The sequence below is a fragment of the Streptomyces sp. ITFR-6 genome (genome assembly GCF_031844725.1).
Lineage (GTDB): Bacteria > Actinomycetota > Actinomycetes > Streptomycetales > Streptomycetaceae > Streptomyces.
Map to the genome: position 1 here is coordinate 3,210,944 of NZ_CP134612.1, position 16,003 is coordinate 3,226,946.

The following is a 16,003-nucleotide window of genomic DNA, read 5'->3' on the forward strand; positions in this document are numbered from 1 at the left end:
CTCAGGAATTACTTGGCCTTCTCAAGGATCTCGACGACGCGCCAACGCTTCGTGGCGGACAGCGGCCGGGTCTCCATGAGGATGACACGGTCGCCGACGCCGGCGGCGTTCTGCTCGTCGTGAGCCTTGAGCTTGTTCGTACGGCGGATGACCTTGCCGTACAGCGCGTGCTTGACGCGGTCCTCGACAGCGACGACGACGGTCTTGTCCATCTTGTCGCTGACGACGAGACCCTCACGGGTCTTACGGAAACCGCGGTCAGTGTTCGTCTCAGTCACAGTCTTCTCGCTCATCAGACGCTCTCCACCGTCTCGATGCCGAGCTCGCGCTCACGCATCAGGGTGTAGATCCGGGCGATGTCCTTACGGACGGACTTGAGCCGGCCGTGGTTTTCGAGCTGTCCGGTCGCCGCCTGGAAGCGGAGGTTGAACAGCTCTTCCTTGGCCTCGCGGAGCTTGTTGAGGAGCTCCTCGTTGCCCAGCTCGCGCAGCTCGGACGTCTTGGTACCGGCCGACATCACGACTCACCTGCCTCGCGCCGAACAATCCGGCACTTCATCGGAAGCTTGTGAGCAGCGCGGGTGAGCGCCTCACGAGCAATCTTCTCGTTCGGGTAGGACAGCTCGAACATCACCCGGCCCGGCTTGACGTTCGCGATCCACCACTCGGGAGAACCCTTACCGGAACCCATGCGGGTCTCGGCGGGCTTCTTCGTCAGGGGACGGTCCGGGTAGATGTTGATCCAGACCTTGCCGCCACGCTTGATGTGACGGGTCATCGCGATACGAGCGGACTCGATCTGACGGTTCGTCACGTACGCCGGGGTCAGCGCCTGGATGCCGTACTCGCCGAACGCAACCTGCGTGCCACCCTTGGACATACCGCTGCGCTTCGGGTGGTGCTGCTTGCGGTGCTTGACCCTACGGGGGATCAGCATTTCGGTCAGGCCTCCGTTCCGGTGCTCTCAGCCGCCGGAGCAGCGGCGGTCGCCTCGGCCTTGGGGGCCTCGGCGGCCGGAGCCGACTGCTGCGGCTTGCGGCCGCGACCGCCACGCTCGCCACCGCGGCCACCGCGGCCGGCCGGACGGTCAGCGCCGCCACGGGCCGGGCGGTTGCCCGCGCGGGCAGCAGCGTTCTCGGCGCGGACCTCGGCGATGTTCTTGACGTCGCCCTTGTAGATCCAGACCTTCACACCGATGCGGCCGAAGGTCGTCTTGGCCTCGAAGAAGCCGTAGTCAACGTTCGCGCGGAGCGTGTGCAGGGGCACACGGCCCTCGCGGTAGAACTCCGAGCGGGACATCTCGGCGCCGCCGAGACGACCGCCGCACTGGATCTTGATGCCCTTGGCGCCGGCCTTCATCGTGCTCTGCATGCTCTTGCGCATGGCACGACGGAAGGAGACGCGCGAGGAGAGCTGCTCGGCGACGGCCTGGGCCACCAGCTGAGCGTCGACCTCGGGGTTCTTGACCTCGAGGATGTTCAGCTGGACCTGCTTGCCGGTCAGCTTCTCCAGCTCGCCACGGATGCGATCGGCCTCGGCGCCGCGGCGGCCGATGACGATGCCCGGACGGGCGGTGTGGATGTCAACGCGGACGCGGTCGCGGGTGCGCTCGATCTCGACCTTCGAGATGCCGGCCCGCTCCATGCCCTTCGTCATCATGCGACGAATGGCGACGTCTTCCTTGACGTAGTCCTTGTACAGCTTGTCGGCGTACCAACGGGACTTGAAGTCCGTGGTAATGCCGAGCCGGAACCCATGCGGGTTAACCTTCTGGCCCATTACCGGGTTCCTTCCTTGCTGCTGACGACCACGGTGATGTGGCTGGTCCGCTTACGGATCCGGTAGGCACGGCCCTGAGCACGCGGACGGAACCGCTTCAGGGTCGGGCCCTCGTCCACAAACGCCTCGCTGATGACCAGCGAAGAAGCGTCGGGGTGGTCGTAGTTGTGTGCAGCGTTGGCGATGGCGCTGTCAAGCACCTTGCCAACCGGCACGCTCGCGGCCTGCGGGGCGAAACGCAGGACCGCCTGAGCCTCCGTGGCATCCATGCCACGGATGAGGTCCACCACTCGGCGGGCCTTCATGGGCGTGACGCGGATGTACCGCGCCTGGGCCCTGGCTTCCATGGTTGTCCCTTCGGTGTGAGTCATAGTCGTTTCCACCCCGCGCTAGCGGCGCTTCGACTTCCGGTCGTCCTTGACGTGGCCGCGGAAGGTGCGAGTCGGCGAGAACTCGCCGAGCTTGTGGCCGACCATCGACTCGGTGACGAACACCGGGACGTGGATCTTGCCGTTGTGCACCGCGATGGTGTGACCCAGCATGGCCGGGATGATCATCGAGCGACGGGACCAGGTCTTGATGACGTTCTTGGTGCCGGCTTCGTTCTGTACGTCCACCTTCTTGACGAGGTGGCCGTCGACGAAGGGCCCCTTCTTGAGACTGCGCGGCATCTAAACCCGCTCCTAGCGCTTCTTGTTCGTCTTGCGGCGGCGGACGATGTACTTGCTCGATGCCTTCTTCGGCGAGCGAGTACGACCCTCCTTCTGACCCCACGGCGAGACCGGGTGACGTCCACCGGAGGTCTTGCCTTCACCACCACCGTGCGGGTGGTCGACCGGGTTCATCGCAACACCGCGGACGGACGGGCGAACGCCCTTCCAGCGCATGCGACCGGCCTTGCCCCAGTTGATGTTCGACTGCTCGGCGTTGCCGACCTCACCGATCGTGGCGCGGCAGCGGGCGTCGACCAGGCGGATCTCACCCGACGGCATACGAAGGTGGGCCATGGTGCCCTCCTTCGCCAGCAGCTGCACGGAGGCACCCGCGGAACGGGCGAACTTCGCGCCGCCGCCAGGCCGCAGCTCGATGGCGTGGATGGTCGTACCGACCGGGATGTTGCGCAGCGCCAGGTTGTTACCGGGCTTGATGTCGGCGGCCGGGCCGTTCTCGACACGGTCGCCCTGTCCCAGGCCGCGCGGCGCGATGATGTAGCGCTTCTCGCCGTCGGCGTAGTGCAGGAGCGCGATGCGCGCGGTGCGGTTCGGGTCGTACTCGATGTGCGCGACCTTGGCCGGCACGCCGTCCTTGTCGTGACGACGGAAGTCGATCACGCGGTAGGCGCGCTTGTGGCCACCACCCTGGTGGCGAACGGTCACACGACCGGTGTTGTTACGGCCGCCCTTGCTGTGCAGGGGGCGGACCAGCGACTTCTCCGGCGTGGACCGCGTGATCTCGACAAAGTCGGCGACGCTGGAGCCACGACGGCCCGGGGTCGTCGGCTTGTACTTGCGGATACCCATTTCTCAGTCCTCGTCCGATTCCGGACGACTCGACCTCCGTTAGGAGGTCGGGCCGCCGAAGATGTCGATTCGGTCGCCCTCAGCGAGGGTCACGATGGCGCGCTTGGTGTCAGCGCGCTTGCCGAAACCGGTCTTGGTGCGCTTGCGCTTACCCTGACGGTTGATCGTGTTGACCCCGGTGACCTTGACCGAGAAGACCGCTTCGACGGCCTGCTTGATCTGGGTCTTGTTGGAGCCGGGCGCGACGATGAACGTGTACTTGTTCTCGTCGAGCAGCGCGTAGCTCTTCTCCGAAACAACCGGCTTGACGAGAACGTCACGCGGGTCGGAGTAGGTCTTGCTGGTAACGGTCGCCTCGCTCATCAGGCGTCGCTCCCTTCGGTCTCAGCGGTCTGGGGGCCAGACACGAAGGACTCGAAAGCGGCCTGAGTGAAGACCACGTCGTCAGAGACGATCACGTCGTACGTGTTCAGCTGGCCCGGGTCCAGGATGTGCACCTGGGGCAGGTTGCGTGCGGAGAGCCACGCGGCCTCGTCGTTGCGGTCGACGACCAGGAGCACGTTCTTGCGCTCCGAGATCTTGCCGAACAGCGACTTCGCTGCCTTCGTGGAGACCGCTGCACCCTCGACCACGCCGGTGACGACGTGGATGCGGGAGTGGCGCGCCCGGTCGGAGAGGGCACCGCGCAGGGCGGCGGCCTTCATCTTCTTGGGGGTGCGCTGCGAGTAGTCACGCGGCTGCGGGCCGTGGACGACGCCACCGCCGACGAACTGCGGTGCGCGGGTCGAACCCTGGCGCGCGCGGCCGGTGCCCTTCTGGCGGTAGGGCTTGCGCCCACCACCGCGGACCTCGCCGCGACGCTTGGTCTTGTGCGTGCCCTGACGGGCAGCTGCCAGCTGGGCGACAACGACCTGGTGGATCAGCGGAACGCTGGTCTTCGCGTCGAAGATCTCCGCGGGGAGCTCGACGGTACCGGCCTTGTCGCCTGCCGGCGAAAGGATGTCAATGGTGCTCATTACCTCAAGCCCCCTTGGCCGCGGTACGGACCAGGACGAGGCCGCCGTTCGGACCGGGGACCGCGCCCTTGATGAGCAGCAGACCCTTCTCCGCGTCAACCGCGTGGATGGTCAGGTTCTGGGTGGTGACGCGCTCGTTACCCATCCGACCGGCCATGCGCATGCCCTTGAAGACACGCCCAGGGGTGGCACAGCCACCGATCGAACCGGGGGAACGGTGCTTGCGCTGGACGCCGTGGCCGGCGCCGAGGCCCTTGAAGTTGTGACGCTTCATGACACCGGCGAAGCCCTTGCCCTTGCTCTTGCCCGTGACGTCGACCTTGACGCCGGACTCGAACACCTCGGCAGTGACCTCCTGGCCCAGCGTGTACTCGCTGGCGTCAGGGGTGCGGAGCTCCACCAGGTGGCGGCGCGGGGTGACGTCGGCCTTGGCGAAGTGACCCTTGAGGGGCTTGTTCACCTTGCGCGGGTCAATCTCGCCGAAGGCGATCTGGACCGACTCGTAGCCGTCGCTGTCGTTCGTACGGACCTGCGTCACGACGCACGGACCGGCCTTGACGACGGTCACCGGGACAACCCGGTTGTTCTCGTCCCAGACCTGGGTCATGCCGAGCTTCTCGCCCAGGACGCCCTTGATGTTCTTGCTCATCTCGGCCCGTCCCCTCAGAGCTTGATCTCGATGTCGACGCCCGCCGGCAGGTCGAGGCGCATCAGCGAGTCAACCGTCTTCGGCGTGGGGTCGAGAATGTCGATGAGGCGCTTGTGCGTGCGCATCTCGAAGTGCTCGCGCGAGTCCTTGTACTTGTGCGGCGACTTGATGACGCAGTACACGTTCTTCTCAGTGGGCAGCGGCACCGGGCCTGCGACCGACGCACCAGTGCGGGTCACCGTCTCGACGATCTTCTTCGCCGAGGAGTCGATGACCTCGTGGTCGTAGGCCTTGAGCCGGATGCGGATCTTCTGTCCCGCCATGGCTACTAGTAGTCCTGTCTCTCGTAACGCTCTGGAACCCGGGGTTCTGATTACTCCGCCTCCGACCCACGCGGTCGGGCGTGTCGCATCCCCTCTACGAAAATCTCCCGAAGAAGATCCCAACCAAGGGGGTGCGGGCCTGAGACCGCGGATGCCGGGGGAGGAACCCCACCGGGTGCCTGGCCGGTGGCACACATACGCTTCCCGAAAGATTCCCGTACGTCCGACCCATGGGGCCGACGAGTACTGTGGGACTCGCTTCCGGTCCTCCCGGCGGGAGGCGCGCAGCATTGACACTCAACCGAGCAACCTGGTCAGTGTGCCATACGGGGTGTGAGCCTGGCCAATCGGCCGGGGATCTTACCCCTCGGGGATGAATGGTCAAACGCGGGCACGCCTCCACCGCCCCCGTTCCCCTCCCTCGGCGGGGTAATTCGGTCGAGCGCCGCGGTCCCCCGCCCCTACAGTGACCGGCCGGACCAGGCACGTCACCGGGGGCGGGAATCCATGCGTACGCACTATCCGCGGACACCGCATCTGCCCTGGTCACCGGGGGCCTCCTCGGACGACCTACGGCTCACCGGCCGCACGGACCTCGCCGGACTCACCGGCTCGGAGGTCGTCGTCACGGAGAAGCTGGACGGCGAGAACACCACGCTCTACGCCGACGGGCTGCACGCCCGCTCCCTCGACTCGGCGCACCACCCCTCCCGGGCCCGGGTCAAGGCGCTCCAGGGACGCGTCGGCCCGCGCATCCCGGCGGGATGGCGGATCTGCGGCGAGAACGTGTTCGCCCGGCACTCCATCCCGTACGACGACCTCGCGGCCCACTTCTACGGGTTCTCCGTCTGGGACGGGGACACCTGCCTGGGGTGGGACCGGACCGTGGCGTTCCTGCACGGCCTCGGCATCCCGACCCCGCCGGTGCTGTGGCGCGGGGTGTTCGACGCCCGCGCGGAACGGACGCTGCGCGCGCGGCGCCTGGACACCGGACGCCAGGAGGGTTACGTCGTCCGCCCCGCCGGGAGCTTTCCGGCCGCCGAGTTCGGGCGGCGGGTGGCCAAGTGGGTACGGCCGGGCCATGTCGTCACGGACACGCACTGGATGCACGCGGCGGTGGTGGAGAACGCGCTGGGGCCTTCCGCCGCGCTCTGGGACGTGCGCTCCGGCGCCCCGGTGGACCCGGCGGCGCTCGCGGCCGCCGCTGTGACCGGGTCCGGTGGCGCTTCGGCCGGAACCGGTCACGCGGCCGCCGGGACCGGTGACGCTTCCGCCGCCCTCGCGGCGGCCGATGCCCTGGACGCGCTGAGCCTCACCGGGGACGACCGGCTGTCCGGGGTGCTGGCCGCCCTGCTGCACCGCACCCGGCGCGCGGCCCTGGCCCCCGCGCTGGCCGGCCCGCTCGGCATGCCGCTCGCCCGCCGCGTCGCGGACCTGGTGGGGCTGGCCCCCTCGCTGCACCGCCCGTACCCGGACGAGGAGCGGCGCGGCGGACTGGCGCGGATGTCGCTCGCCGCCCGGCTGCCGGCGCTGCACGCGGTGGCCGGCGCCCTGGCCGCGAGCCCGGACGCCCGCGAGCAGGTGGAGTGGTCGCGGCTGCACGCCGAGGAGGTGGCCGAACCGGCAGGGCTCCGGGAGGCGTTCGCGGAGCTGGACCCGGCCGCCGCGGACCGCTGCCTGGCGCAGGCCCGTGAGGCGTACGCGCTGGGCCGGATCGGCACGGCGGAGGAGGCGGTGGCGGCGACCTGGCGCTGGCGGGACGGGGACTTCCCCCGCCTGATCCACCTGGTCGGCCCGTCCGGCAGCGGCAAGAGCACCTTCGGCCGCGCCCTGCCGGGGACCGACACGTACATCTCCCTCGACGAGCTGCGCCTCGCCCGCGGCTCGCGCGCCGACCAGAGCGCCAACGCCGACATCCTGCGCGAGGGGCTGCGACGCCTGGACGAAGCACTGGTCCCCGGCGCCACCGTGGTCTGGGACGCCACCTCGCTCAACCCGCACCAGCGCAACCTGGTGCACGCGGCCGCCCACCGCCGGGACGCGCTGCTCACCCACGCCGTGGCCTGGACCGGCGAGGAAGAGCTGACCGCGCGCAACGCCCGTCGCGCCCACCCGGTGCCCCCGGAGGTACTGGCCTCCCAGCTGCGCCGGTTCGTACCCCCGTACCCGGGCCAGGCGCACCGCACCTGGTACATCGGCAGCAGCACGACCGTGGAGGACCGGGCCTGATGCGTACGAGCGAGGACATCTACCACCGGGTCCGCTGGGACCCCCGGTTCGACCCGGCCCGCTTCGTCCTGGGCGTCGCCCAGCGCGGCCGGGACCCCAAGCGGGTGCCGCTGGAGCGGTTCACCCCGGGCGGGGACATCCCCTGGCACCGGGTGCTGTTCTTCGAGGCGGACGGCGAGGTGGTGTGGGACCGGTCCACGGGCACCGACCGGATCGACGCGACAAACGCCGGCCGGATACGGACTCCGCGCAGGCTCCCGTCCCCCTGCTTCACGTCCCGCACCCCGCACGCGTACTCCCCTGCCACGGGCACCTGGGAACCGGCACCGGCCCGTTCACCTGCCCCGTCCCCCGGTCTGACCGTCCTCACCTGGAACACCCTCTGGGACCGGTACGACGCCGACCGGATCGACACTGCCCGCCGCCGCCCCCTGCTGCTCGACGCGCTGCACGCGGCGGACGCGGACGTCATCGCGCTCCAGGAGGCGGAGCCCGCGCTGCTGGATCTGCTGCTGGGGGCCGGCTGGGTGCGCGACGGATACACGCTCGCCGCGGAACCGGCGGGCCGGGACGTGGCGGACTGCGGTCTGCTGCTGCTCAGCCGGCTCCCCGTGCGCGAGGCGGGGCTGCACGTCCTCGGCCCGCACAAGGCGGTGGCGGCAGCCGTGGTGGAGACGGCCGGAGACTGCCCGGTCACCGTGGCCGTGACCCACCTCAGCAGCGACCACTCCCCTGCCGGAGCCGCCCGCCGCGACACCGAACTGGCCGATCTGGCAACGGGGTTGGCCGACGTCGAGGGCGAGGTGCTGCTCCTAGGGGACTTCAACGACGGCGGCGACCACCCGCAGACCCGGCTGGCGATGACGGACGCGTGGCACCAGGTCCACGGCTCCGCCGACCACACCCCGACCTTCGACCCGTCCGCGAACCCCCTGGCGGCGATCTCCTCCCTGTCAGGCCGCGTCTCCCGGCTGGACCGGGTGCTGCTGCGCACGGAACGCCTCCGGGCCCGTACCGCGACGCTGACCGGCGACTCCCCCGGCCCGGCCGGACTCCACATCTCCGACCACTACGGGGTACGGGTGGAGCTGGGCCCGCCCGTACCGGCGGCGACGGAAGGGCTCGCGGAACGGGTCGCCGCCGCCCTCCCCGGCGCCCGGGTCCACGTCGTCGGCTCCCGGCGCATGGGCTGCGCGCTGCCGGACGCGGACCTGGACCTGGTCGCGGCGCTGCCCGGCACGCCCGCTCCGGCGGAGCTGCGGCAACGGCTGACCGCCGCCCTCCCCGAGGCCCGGGACGTGCGCGAGGTGACGGGCGCCCGGGTTCCCGGCCTGCGCTTCCACCTGGACGGGCTGAGCGTGGACCTGGCCACCGTGGCGACGGGGTCGCTCCCCCCGGCCGACGCGATCGGCCACCGCGCGGAACTGGGCGAGGCGGCGGCGATCGCGCTGAGCGCGGTGAGCGACGCGGAGGCGGTGCTCGCGGCGGCGGAGCCCCACGGCGCTTCCTTCGAGGCCCTCGCCCGGGACGTCAAGGCCTGGGCGCGGGCCAGGGGCCTGGACTCCGCGCCCTGCGGCGGGCTGCCGGGCCTGGCCTGGACCGTCCTCGCGGCCCGTACCGCACACGAGTCGGACGGACTGCCACCCCTCGGCCTGCTCCGGCACTTCTTCGCGACCTGGGCGGCGTGGAACTGGGACGAGTCGGTGGGCGGGGCTGCGGCGGTGGGCGGGGCTGCGGCAGGCGCGGCCACGACGACCACTCACCCGGTCACGGTGCTGACGCCGACGGCCCCCGTACGTTCCTGCACCACACAGGTCTCCCCCGCCGGCCGCGATCTCCTCGCCGCCGAGCTGTACCGCGCCTGGGAGATCCTGGAGGCTGCGGAGGACGGCGCAGACCCGCGTCCCCGGCTCTGCGCCCCGCCCGTACTGCGGGACCGCCACACCTCTTGGGCCCTCGCCTCCGCGCGCCCCGGCCCGGACGAGGGCCGACTGCGCGGCCGCCTCCTCGCCGTGCGCGCCGCGCTCGACGAGGCGGGCGCACCCGACACCTGTATATGGCCGCGCCCGCTCACGGCCGACGGCCGCACGGGGTACGCGATCGGCCTGGGCGCGAGCCCGCCGGACGGGCCCCGGCTCGCGGAGATCGGGGCGGAGCTGCTGCGCGGGATCCGGGACGCGTCGCTGTCGGCGGTGGTGCTGCCGGCGCTGCGGTCCAGCGGGGACGCGGCGTTCGCGGACGGGCCCGCCTGACGGCGGTGCGCTCCCGCCCGGCGCCCGCGCCCGGCTTCCAAGCACACGGCACCACCACCGAGGACCGCTGGCCCCGGCCCCGGGCCCCGCCTCTGGCACAATCCCGCCATGCATGTACGTACCACCCAGGCCTGGGCGCTGCGCCCCGCCACCCCCGAGGATCTTGAGCCCACAGCCGAGATCCGGGCCGTCGTGATGCGCCCGGATCTCGTCCGGCTGGGGCGCTACGACGAACACCGGGTGCGCCAGCGGCTGCGGGACTCCTATCTGCCGGAGTACACCTCGGTCATCGTCGTGGACGGACGCTTCGGCGGGAGTGTCACCCTCCGGCCCGCCGAGGGCGGCCGGTGCCTGGAGAACTTCTTCCTCGCCGAGGAGCTCCAGGGCGCGGGCATCGGCTCGGCGGTGCTGCGCGAGCTGCTGGCCCGTACCGACGCCGAAGGGGTCACCGTCCGGCTCAACGTGTTGCAGGGCAGCGCGGCCCGGCGGCTGCACGAGCGGCACGGGTTCGCCCTGGAGCGCGAGGACCCGGTCGACGTGTTCATGGTGCGGCGGCCGCCCGTCCCCACACCGTAGAAAGCAGAAGGGCCCCCTCCCACCGCTTGCGCGATGGGAGGGGGCCCTTCTCGGTGCTCTGTGCGGAGCTACCAGGTCAGACGCTCAAGGACTTACTTGAGGATCTTGGTGACCTGGCCGGCGCCCACGGTCCGGCCACCCTCACGGATGGCGAACTTCAGGCCCTCTTCCATGGCGACCGGCTGGATCAGCGCGACGTTCATGAGGGTGTTGTCACCCGGCATGACCATCTCGGTGCCCTCGGGGAGGGTCACAACGCCCGTCACGTCCGTGGTACGGAAGTAGAACTGCGGGCGGTAGTTGTTGAAGAAGGGGGTGTGACGGCCACCCTCGTCCTTCGACAGGATGTAGGACTGGGCCTCGAACTCGGTGTGCGGCGTGACCGAACCGGGCTTGATGATGACCTGGCCGCGCTCGACGTCCTCGCGCTTGATGCCACGGAGGAGCAGACCGACGTTCTCACCGGCCTGGCCCTCGTCGAGCAGCTTGCGGAACATCTCGATGCCGGTGACCGTGGTGGTGGTCTTCTCGGTCTTGATACCGACGATGTCGACGGTCTCGTTGACCTTGAGGACACCACGCTCGATACGACCGGTGACGACGGTGCCACGACCGGTGATCGTGAAGACGTCCTCGATCGGCATCAGGAACGGCTTCTCGACGTCACGCTCGGGCTGCGGGATGGACTCGTCGACGGCCTTCATCAGGTCGAGGACGGTCTGGCCCCACTCCTTGTCACCCTCAAGAGCCTTGAGCGCCGAGACCTTGACGACCGGAAGGTCGTCGCCCGGGAACTCGTACTCGGAGAGGAGCTCACGGACCTCGAGCTCGACGAGCTCCAGGATCTCCTCGTCGTCCACCATGTCGGCCTTGTTCAGCGCGACGACGATGTACGGAACGCCGACCTGGCGGGCCAGGAGCACGTGCTCCTTGGTCTGCGGCATCGGGCCGTCGGTCGCGGCGACGACGAGGATGGCGCCGTCCATCTGCGCCGCACCCGTGATCATGTTCTTGATGTAGTCAGCGTGACCGGGGCAGTCGACGTGCGCGTAGTGACGCGACTCCGTCTGGTACTCGACGTGCGCGATGGAGATGGTGATACCGCGCTGGCGCTCCTCAGGAGCCTTGTCGATCTGGTCGAAGGCCGAGGCCTCGTTCAGGTCCGGGTACGCGTCGTGCAGCACCTTGGTAATGGCGGCCGTGAGGGTCGTCTTACCGTGGTCAATGTGACCGATGGTGCCGATGTTGACGTGCGGCTTAGTCCGCTCGAACTTTGCCTTCGCCACTGGGTCCTCCTGCGGAGTGGTTCTGTACGCCTTGCTTCATCGGCGCCAGGTGATCTTTGCTGGGATGCCGGGACCCGGGGGCATTCGGCACAGTGCTTGCGCGCTGCGCCGAATGCCCCACCGGGCTCCGGTGACAAGCCTAAAGCGTGAGCTCGGGAGAGTTACTCGCCCTTGGCCTTCGCGATGATCTCCTCGGCGACGTTCCGCGGAACCTCGGCGTAGGAGTCGAACTGCATCGAGTAGCTTGCGCGACCCGAGGTCTTGCTGCGGAGGTCTCCGACGTAGCCGAACATCTCCGAGAGGGGCACGAGGCCCTTCACGACGCGAGCGCCGCTGCGCTCCTCCATGGCCTGGATCTGGCCACGGCGGGAGTTGAGGTCGCCGATCACATCGCCCATGTAGTCCTCGGGCGTGGTGACCTCGACGGACATCATCGGCTCCATGAGCACGGGGGACGCCCTGCGGGCACCCTCCTTGAACGCCTGCGAACCGGCGATCTTGAAGGCCAGCTCCGAGGAGTCGACCTCGTGGTAACCACCGTCGAGAAGGGTGACGCGGACGCCCACCATCTCGTAGCCGGCCAGGATGCCGAACTGCATGGCTTCCTGAGCACCCGCGTCCACCGAGGGGATGTACTCCCGGGGGATGCGGCCACCGGTGACCTTGTTGACGAACTCGTACGACGCGTCGCCGCCCTCGATGGGCTCGATGGCGATCTGCACCTTCGCGAACTGGCCGGTACCACCAGTCTGCTTCTTGTGCGTGAAGTCGATACGGTCGACGGCCTTGCGGATCGTCTCGCGGTACGCGACCTGCGGCTTGCCTACGTTCGCCTCGACGCGGAATTCGCGCTTCATGCGGTCGACGAGCACTTCGAGGTGAAGCTCGCCCATACCACCGATGATGGTCTGGCCGGTCTCCTCGTCGGAGTGCACCTGGAAGGAGGGGTCCTCCTCCGAGAGGCGCTGGATGGCGACACCCAGCTTCTCCTGGTCGCCCTTGGACTTCGGCTCGATGGCGACCTCGATGACCGGCGCCGGGAAGTCCATGGACTCCAGGATCACCGGGTTCTTGTCGTCACAGAGCGTCTCACCGGTCGTGGTCTGCTTGAGCCCCATGACAGCGATGATGTCGCCCGCGCCCACCGACGCGATCTCCTCACGCTTGTTCGCGTGCATGCGGTAGATCTTGCCGATGCGCTCCTTCTTGCCCTTGACCGAGTTCAGCACCGCGGTGCCGGCCTCAAGGCGACCGGAGTAGATCCGGACGAAGGTGAGCTTTCCGAGGTGCGGGTCGCTCGCGATCTTGAACGCCAGGCCGGAGAACGGCTCGTCGTCCGAAGGCTTGCGCTCGATGACCTTCTCGGGGTCCTTGACGTCGTGGCCCTCGATGGCCTCGACGTCCAGGGGGGAAGGCAGGTAGCGGACGACCGCGTCGAGCAGGGGCTGGACGCCCTTGTTCTTGAACGCGGTGCCACAGAACACCGGGGTGACCGTGACGGAGTCGGCGGAACCCTTCGACGCGAGGGTGATCCGGCGGATCGCCTCGTGCAGCTGCTCCTGGGTGGGCTCGACGCCCTCCAGGTACAGCTCCATCATCTCGTCGTCGTTCTCGGAGACGGCCTCAAGGAGCTTGCCGCGCCATTCCTCGGCGGCTTCCTTGTGGGTGTCCGGGATCTCGACCGTGTCGTACATCTCGCCCTTGGCGGCCTCTTCGGGCCACACGAAGGCCTTCATCGACACGAGGTCGACGACGCCCTTGAAGTCGGCCTCTGCGCCGATGGGGAGCTGCATGACGAGCGGGACGGCACCAAGGCGGTCGACGATCATGTCGACACAGCGGTGGAACTCGGCACCCGTGCGGTCGAGCTTGTTGACGAAGCAGATACGCGGCACGCCGTAGCGGTCCGCCTGACGCCAGACGGTCTCGGACTGCGGCTCGACGCCGGCCACACCGTCGAACACGGTGACAGCGCCGTCGAGGACGCGGAGCGAACGCTCCACCTCGACGGTGAAGTCGACGTGACCCGGGGTGTCGATGATGTTGATCGTGTGGTCAACATCATCGAGCGGCCAGTGACAGGTCGTCGCGGCAGACGTGATCGTGATGCCGCGCTCCTGCTCCTGCTCCATCCAGTCCATCGTGGCAGCGCCGTCGTGGACTTCACCGATCTTGTACGAAACGCCGGTGTAGAAGAGGATCCGCTCGGTGGTGGTCGTCTTGCCCGCGTCGATGTGGGCCATGATCCCAATGTTGCGGACCTTGGCCAGGTCAAGCGAAGTGGTGGCCATAAGGCTCAATCTTCTCTCGGTCTCGATGGGGTAAGCGACTACCAGCGGTAGTGCGCGAAGGCCTTGTTCGACTCGGCCATCTTGTGGGTGTCCTCGCGCTTCTTGACGGCAGCGCCAAGACCGTTGGAGGCATCGAGCAGCTCGTTCATGAGCCGCTCGGTCATCGTCTTCTCGCGACGGGCGCGGGAGTAACCGACGACCCAGCGCAGCGCGAGGGTGGCGGCGCGACCGGGCTTGACCTCGATCGGCACCTGGTAGGTGGCGCCACCGACACGGCGGGACTTGACCTCAAGCGAGGGCTTGACGTTCTCAAGCGCGCGCTTCAGCGTGATGACCGGGTCAGCGCCGGTCTTCTCGCGGAGGCCTTCCATGGCGCCGTACACGATCCGCTCGGCGGTGGAACGCTTGCCGTTGAGCAGGATCTTGTTGATCAGCGAGGTGACAAGAGGAGAACCATAGACCGGGTCAATGATGACCGGGCGCTTCGGGGCGGGGCCCTTACGAGGCATTCTTACTTCTCCTTCTTGGCGCCGTAGCGGCTGCGGGCCTGCTTGCGGTTCTTGACACCCTGGGTGTCAAGGGAGCCGCGGATGATCTTGTAACGAACACCCGGCAGGTCCTTCACACGGCCACCACGCACGAGCACGATGGAGTGCTCCTGCAGGTTGTGTCCCTCACCCGGAATGTAGGCCGTGACCTCGATACCGGAGGTCAGACGCACACGTGCGACCTTCCGGAGCGCGGAGTTCGGCTTCTTCGGGGTGGTCGTGAACACACGCGTGCAGACGCCGCGGCGCTGGGGAGAACCCTCAAGCGCGGGCGTCTTGTTCTTCTCGACCTTGTCCTGCCGGCCCTTCCGGACCAGCTGCTGAATCGTAGGCACTACTTCTCCGGTTTCTGTGTGCCGTCGGTGAAACTAACCTGGAACAACTCCGACCCACGCGGTCGGGTGTGTCGGATACTGCGGGCCACTGCCCTGGAGCAGTGGAAGCGCAGATCACGGTGGCCAAAGACGAACTCGCCGTGCGGTTGAGGACACGCACACGAGCCCAGGCACACCCCAGGCACAAGGTCTGAGCGTACCTACCTCACGGACTCCGGTCAAAACAAATGCTGTCCAGGCCAGGGACCCCGCCACAGGCACACCGCCTGCGGCTTACCGTAACCGTTCGCGAACGGTGGGTGGCCGAAACCCCGCCACGCGCCTGCCGCACCCTCAGCGGCGTCAGTACATTGAACCGCGCGCCGAAGGACGGGGGACTCCATGACGGCTGGTGCGGCCCTGCCCGGCGACGACGGGCTCGACGACCGCGTTCCCTTTCTCGCACGACTCGAGCGCGAGGACCGGGAAGCACTGCTCGCGCTGGGCAGGGAACTCTCCTTCGCTCCTCGCGCGCCTCTCCTGCAACAGTATGAGCCGTCGTCCCACGTCCTGCTCATCCTGCGCGGTTGGACCAAGGTCATCGCCGCGTCGGAGAACGGCTACGAGGCCCTGCTCGCCCTGCGGGGTCCTGGCGACATAGTCGGTGAGTCGGCAGCGTTGACCGGTCGCCCGCGCTCGGCGACGGTGACCGCTCTGGCTCCGGTGCGGGCCGTCGCCATCACGCACGAGCGGTTCCGAGAGTTCGTCAGTCACTCCCCCACCGTCTCGCTCAAGCTGCTGGGGCTGACAGCCGACCGGAACCGCGCCGCCGACCGGCGCCGGCTGGAGTTCGCCTCCATGAGTGTCCGGGAGCGGTTCGCGGTCCTGCTCCTCGACCTCGTTCGCTCTCACGGACGCCGGACCGACGAAGGCATCGAGATCGCCGTACCCCTCAGCAAGCAGGAGCTGGCCGGTGCGGTCGGAGCCTCGCGGGAAATGGTGCAGCGGCTGCTGAAGGACCTGAGGACCAGGGGCATCGTCGTCACCGGTCGCAGGGCCCTGGTAGTGGTGCGTCCGAGCGCTCTGCGCTTGATGGCGCGCGCCGCACATCCCGTACCCGTCGAACGGCCCCGAAGCACACCCACGCCCTGACGTCTGTGCACGCAGTCACAGTCCGACTGCGTCATATGCACTCACCGCCACAGACTCGCCGACGGCACG

At 68.7% G+C, this 16,003-nt stretch carries 19 protein-coding genes; 4 read left to right on the forward strand and 15 right to left on the reverse strand.

Features of this window, described 5'->3' with window-relative positions:
• Positions 1-8 precede the first annotated feature (8 nt).
• Genes rpsQ through rpsJ form a run of 11 tightly spaced genes read right to left on the reverse strand, consistent with a single transcriptional unit; the run spans position 9 to position 5,286 of the window.
• A complete protein-coding gene (rpsQ, locus tag RLT59_RS14345; protein ID WP_024494977.1) occupies positions 9-293 on the reverse strand; it encodes a 30S ribosomal protein S17 in 285 nt (94 codons plus the stop codon).
• Positions 293-517 carry a 50S ribosomal protein L29 gene (rpmC, locus tag RLT59_RS14350; protein ID WP_024494976.1) on the reverse strand — a complete coding sequence of 75 codons (225 nt, stop codon included), beginning with the start codon at positions 515-517 and terminating at the stop codon, positions 293-295. Before rpmC ends, rpsQ begins: the two co-directional genes overlap by 1 nt.
• Positions 517-936, reverse strand: a complete 420-nt coding sequence (gene rplP / locus RLT59_RS14355) for a 50S ribosomal protein L16 (RefSeq protein WP_003966953.1) — start codon at positions 934-936, stop codon at positions 517-519. Before rplP ends, rpmC begins: the two co-directional genes overlap by 1 nt.
• Positions 937-941: 5 nt before the next feature.
• Positions 942-1,778: a 30S ribosomal protein S3 gene (rpsC, locus tag RLT59_RS14360; RefSeq protein ID WP_219569010.1), complete on the reverse strand. Its 837-nt coding sequence runs from the start codon at positions 1,776-1,778 to the stop codon at positions 942-944.
• Complete coding sequence (rplV, locus tag RLT59_RS14365) at positions 1,778-2,125, reverse strand: 50S ribosomal protein L22 (RefSeq protein WP_073733141.1); 348 nt, start codon at positions 2,123-2,125, stop codon at positions 1,778-1,780. The genes rpsC and rplV overlap by 1 nt, the downstream gene beginning before the upstream one ends.
• A 42-nt stretch (positions 2,126-2,167) precedes the next feature.
• Positions 2,168-2,449 (reverse strand): 30S ribosomal protein S19, encoded by a 282-nt coding sequence (rpsS, locus tag RLT59_RS14370; RefSeq protein ID WP_015610726.1) that lies wholly within the window; start codon positions 2,447-2,449, stop codon positions 2,168-2,170.
• A gap of 12 nt (positions 2,450-2,461) precedes the next feature.
• Positions 2,462-3,298 carry a 50S ribosomal protein L2 gene (gene rplB, locus RLT59_RS14375; protein WP_024494973.1) on the reverse strand — a complete coding sequence of 279 codons (837 nt, stop codon included), beginning with the start codon at positions 3,296-3,298 and terminating at the stop codon, positions 2,462-2,464.
• Between the two features lie 39 nt (positions 3,299-3,337).
• Positions 3,338-3,661, reverse strand: coding sequence for a 50S ribosomal protein L23 (rplW, locus tag RLT59_RS14380; RefSeq protein ID WP_014154589.1), 324 nt, complete (start codon positions 3,659-3,661; stop codon positions 3,338-3,340).
• Complete coding sequence (gene rplD / locus RLT59_RS14385; protein WP_073732676.1) at positions 3,661-4,314, reverse strand: 50S ribosomal protein L4; 654 nt, start codon at positions 4,312-4,314, stop codon at positions 3,661-3,663. Before rplD ends, rplW begins: the two co-directional genes overlap by 1 nt.
• Before the next feature lie 4 nt (positions 4,315-4,318).
• Positions 4,319-4,963, reverse strand: a complete 645-nt coding sequence (gene rplC, locus RLT59_RS14390; protein ID WP_014154591.1) for a 50S ribosomal protein L3 — start codon at positions 4,961-4,963, stop codon at positions 4,319-4,321.
• Positions 4,964-4,977: 14 nt separating this feature from the next.
• A complete protein-coding gene (gene rpsJ / locus RLT59_RS14395) occupies positions 4,978-5,286 on the reverse strand; it encodes a 30S ribosomal protein S10 (RefSeq protein ID WP_003948644.1) in 309 nt (102 codons plus the stop codon).
• Positions 5,287-5,793: 507 nt separating this feature from the next.
• Here rpsJ and RLT59_RS14400 point away from each other — a divergent pair.
• The 3 genes from RLT59_RS14400 (at position 5,794) to RLT59_RS14410 (ending at position 10,343) form a co-directional block, all read left to right on the forward strand.
• Entirely contained in the window at positions 5,794-7,515 is a 1,722-nt protein-coding gene (locus tag RLT59_RS14400; RefSeq protein WP_311303764.1) for an RNA ligase family protein, read from the forward strand.
• Positions 7,515-9,767, forward strand: coding sequence for a poly(A) polymerase (locus tag RLT59_RS14405; protein ID WP_311303765.1), 2,253 nt, complete (start codon positions 7,515-7,517; stop codon positions 9,765-9,767). The genes RLT59_RS14400 and RLT59_RS14405 overlap by 1 nt, the downstream gene beginning before the upstream one ends.
• Before the next feature lie 108 nt (positions 9,768-9,875).
• The gene (locus RLT59_RS14410; RefSeq protein ID WP_311303766.1) at positions 9,876-10,343 is read left to right on the forward strand and encodes a GNAT family N-acetyltransferase; all 468 of its coding nucleotides are present in this window, start codon (positions 9,876-9,878) and stop codon (positions 10,341-10,343) included.
• Between the two features lie 92 nt (positions 10,344-10,435).
• On the opposite strand, the gene tuf is transcribed toward RLT59_RS14410, so the two are convergent.
• The 4 genes from tuf to rpsL all read right to left on the reverse strand — a co-directional run bounded on the left by tuf (position 10,436) and on the right by rpsL (position 14,803).
• On the reverse strand, positions 10,436-11,629 hold the full coding sequence (gene tuf, locus RLT59_RS14415) for an elongation factor Tu (RefSeq protein ID WP_073732686.1): 1,194 nt from the start codon (positions 11,627-11,629) through the stop codon (positions 10,436-10,438).
• 161 nt (positions 11,630-11,790) lie between these two features.
• Entirely contained in the window at positions 11,791-13,920 is a 2,130-nt protein-coding gene (fusA, locus tag RLT59_RS14420; protein WP_311303767.1) for an elongation factor G, read from the reverse strand.
• 38 nt (positions 13,921-13,958) lie between these two features.
• Positions 13,959-14,429, reverse strand: coding sequence for a 30S ribosomal protein S7 (gene rpsG, locus RLT59_RS14425; protein WP_014047773.1), 471 nt, complete (start codon positions 14,427-14,429; stop codon positions 13,959-13,961).
• Between the two features lie 2 nt (positions 14,430-14,431).
• The gene (gene rpsL, locus RLT59_RS14430; protein ID WP_003948652.1) at positions 14,432-14,803 is read right to left on the reverse strand and encodes a 30S ribosomal protein S12; all 372 of its coding nucleotides are present in this window, start codon (positions 14,801-14,803) and stop codon (positions 14,432-14,434) included.
• A 381-nt stretch (positions 14,804-15,184) separates the two neighbouring features.
• Here rpsL and RLT59_RS14435 point away from each other — a divergent pair, with 381 nt between their 5' ends.
• A complete protein-coding gene (locus RLT59_RS14435) occupies positions 15,185-15,934 on the forward strand; it encodes a Crp/Fnr family transcriptional regulator (protein WP_311303768.1) in 750 nt (249 codons plus the stop codon).
• Positions 15,935-16,003: the final 69 nt, after the last annotated feature.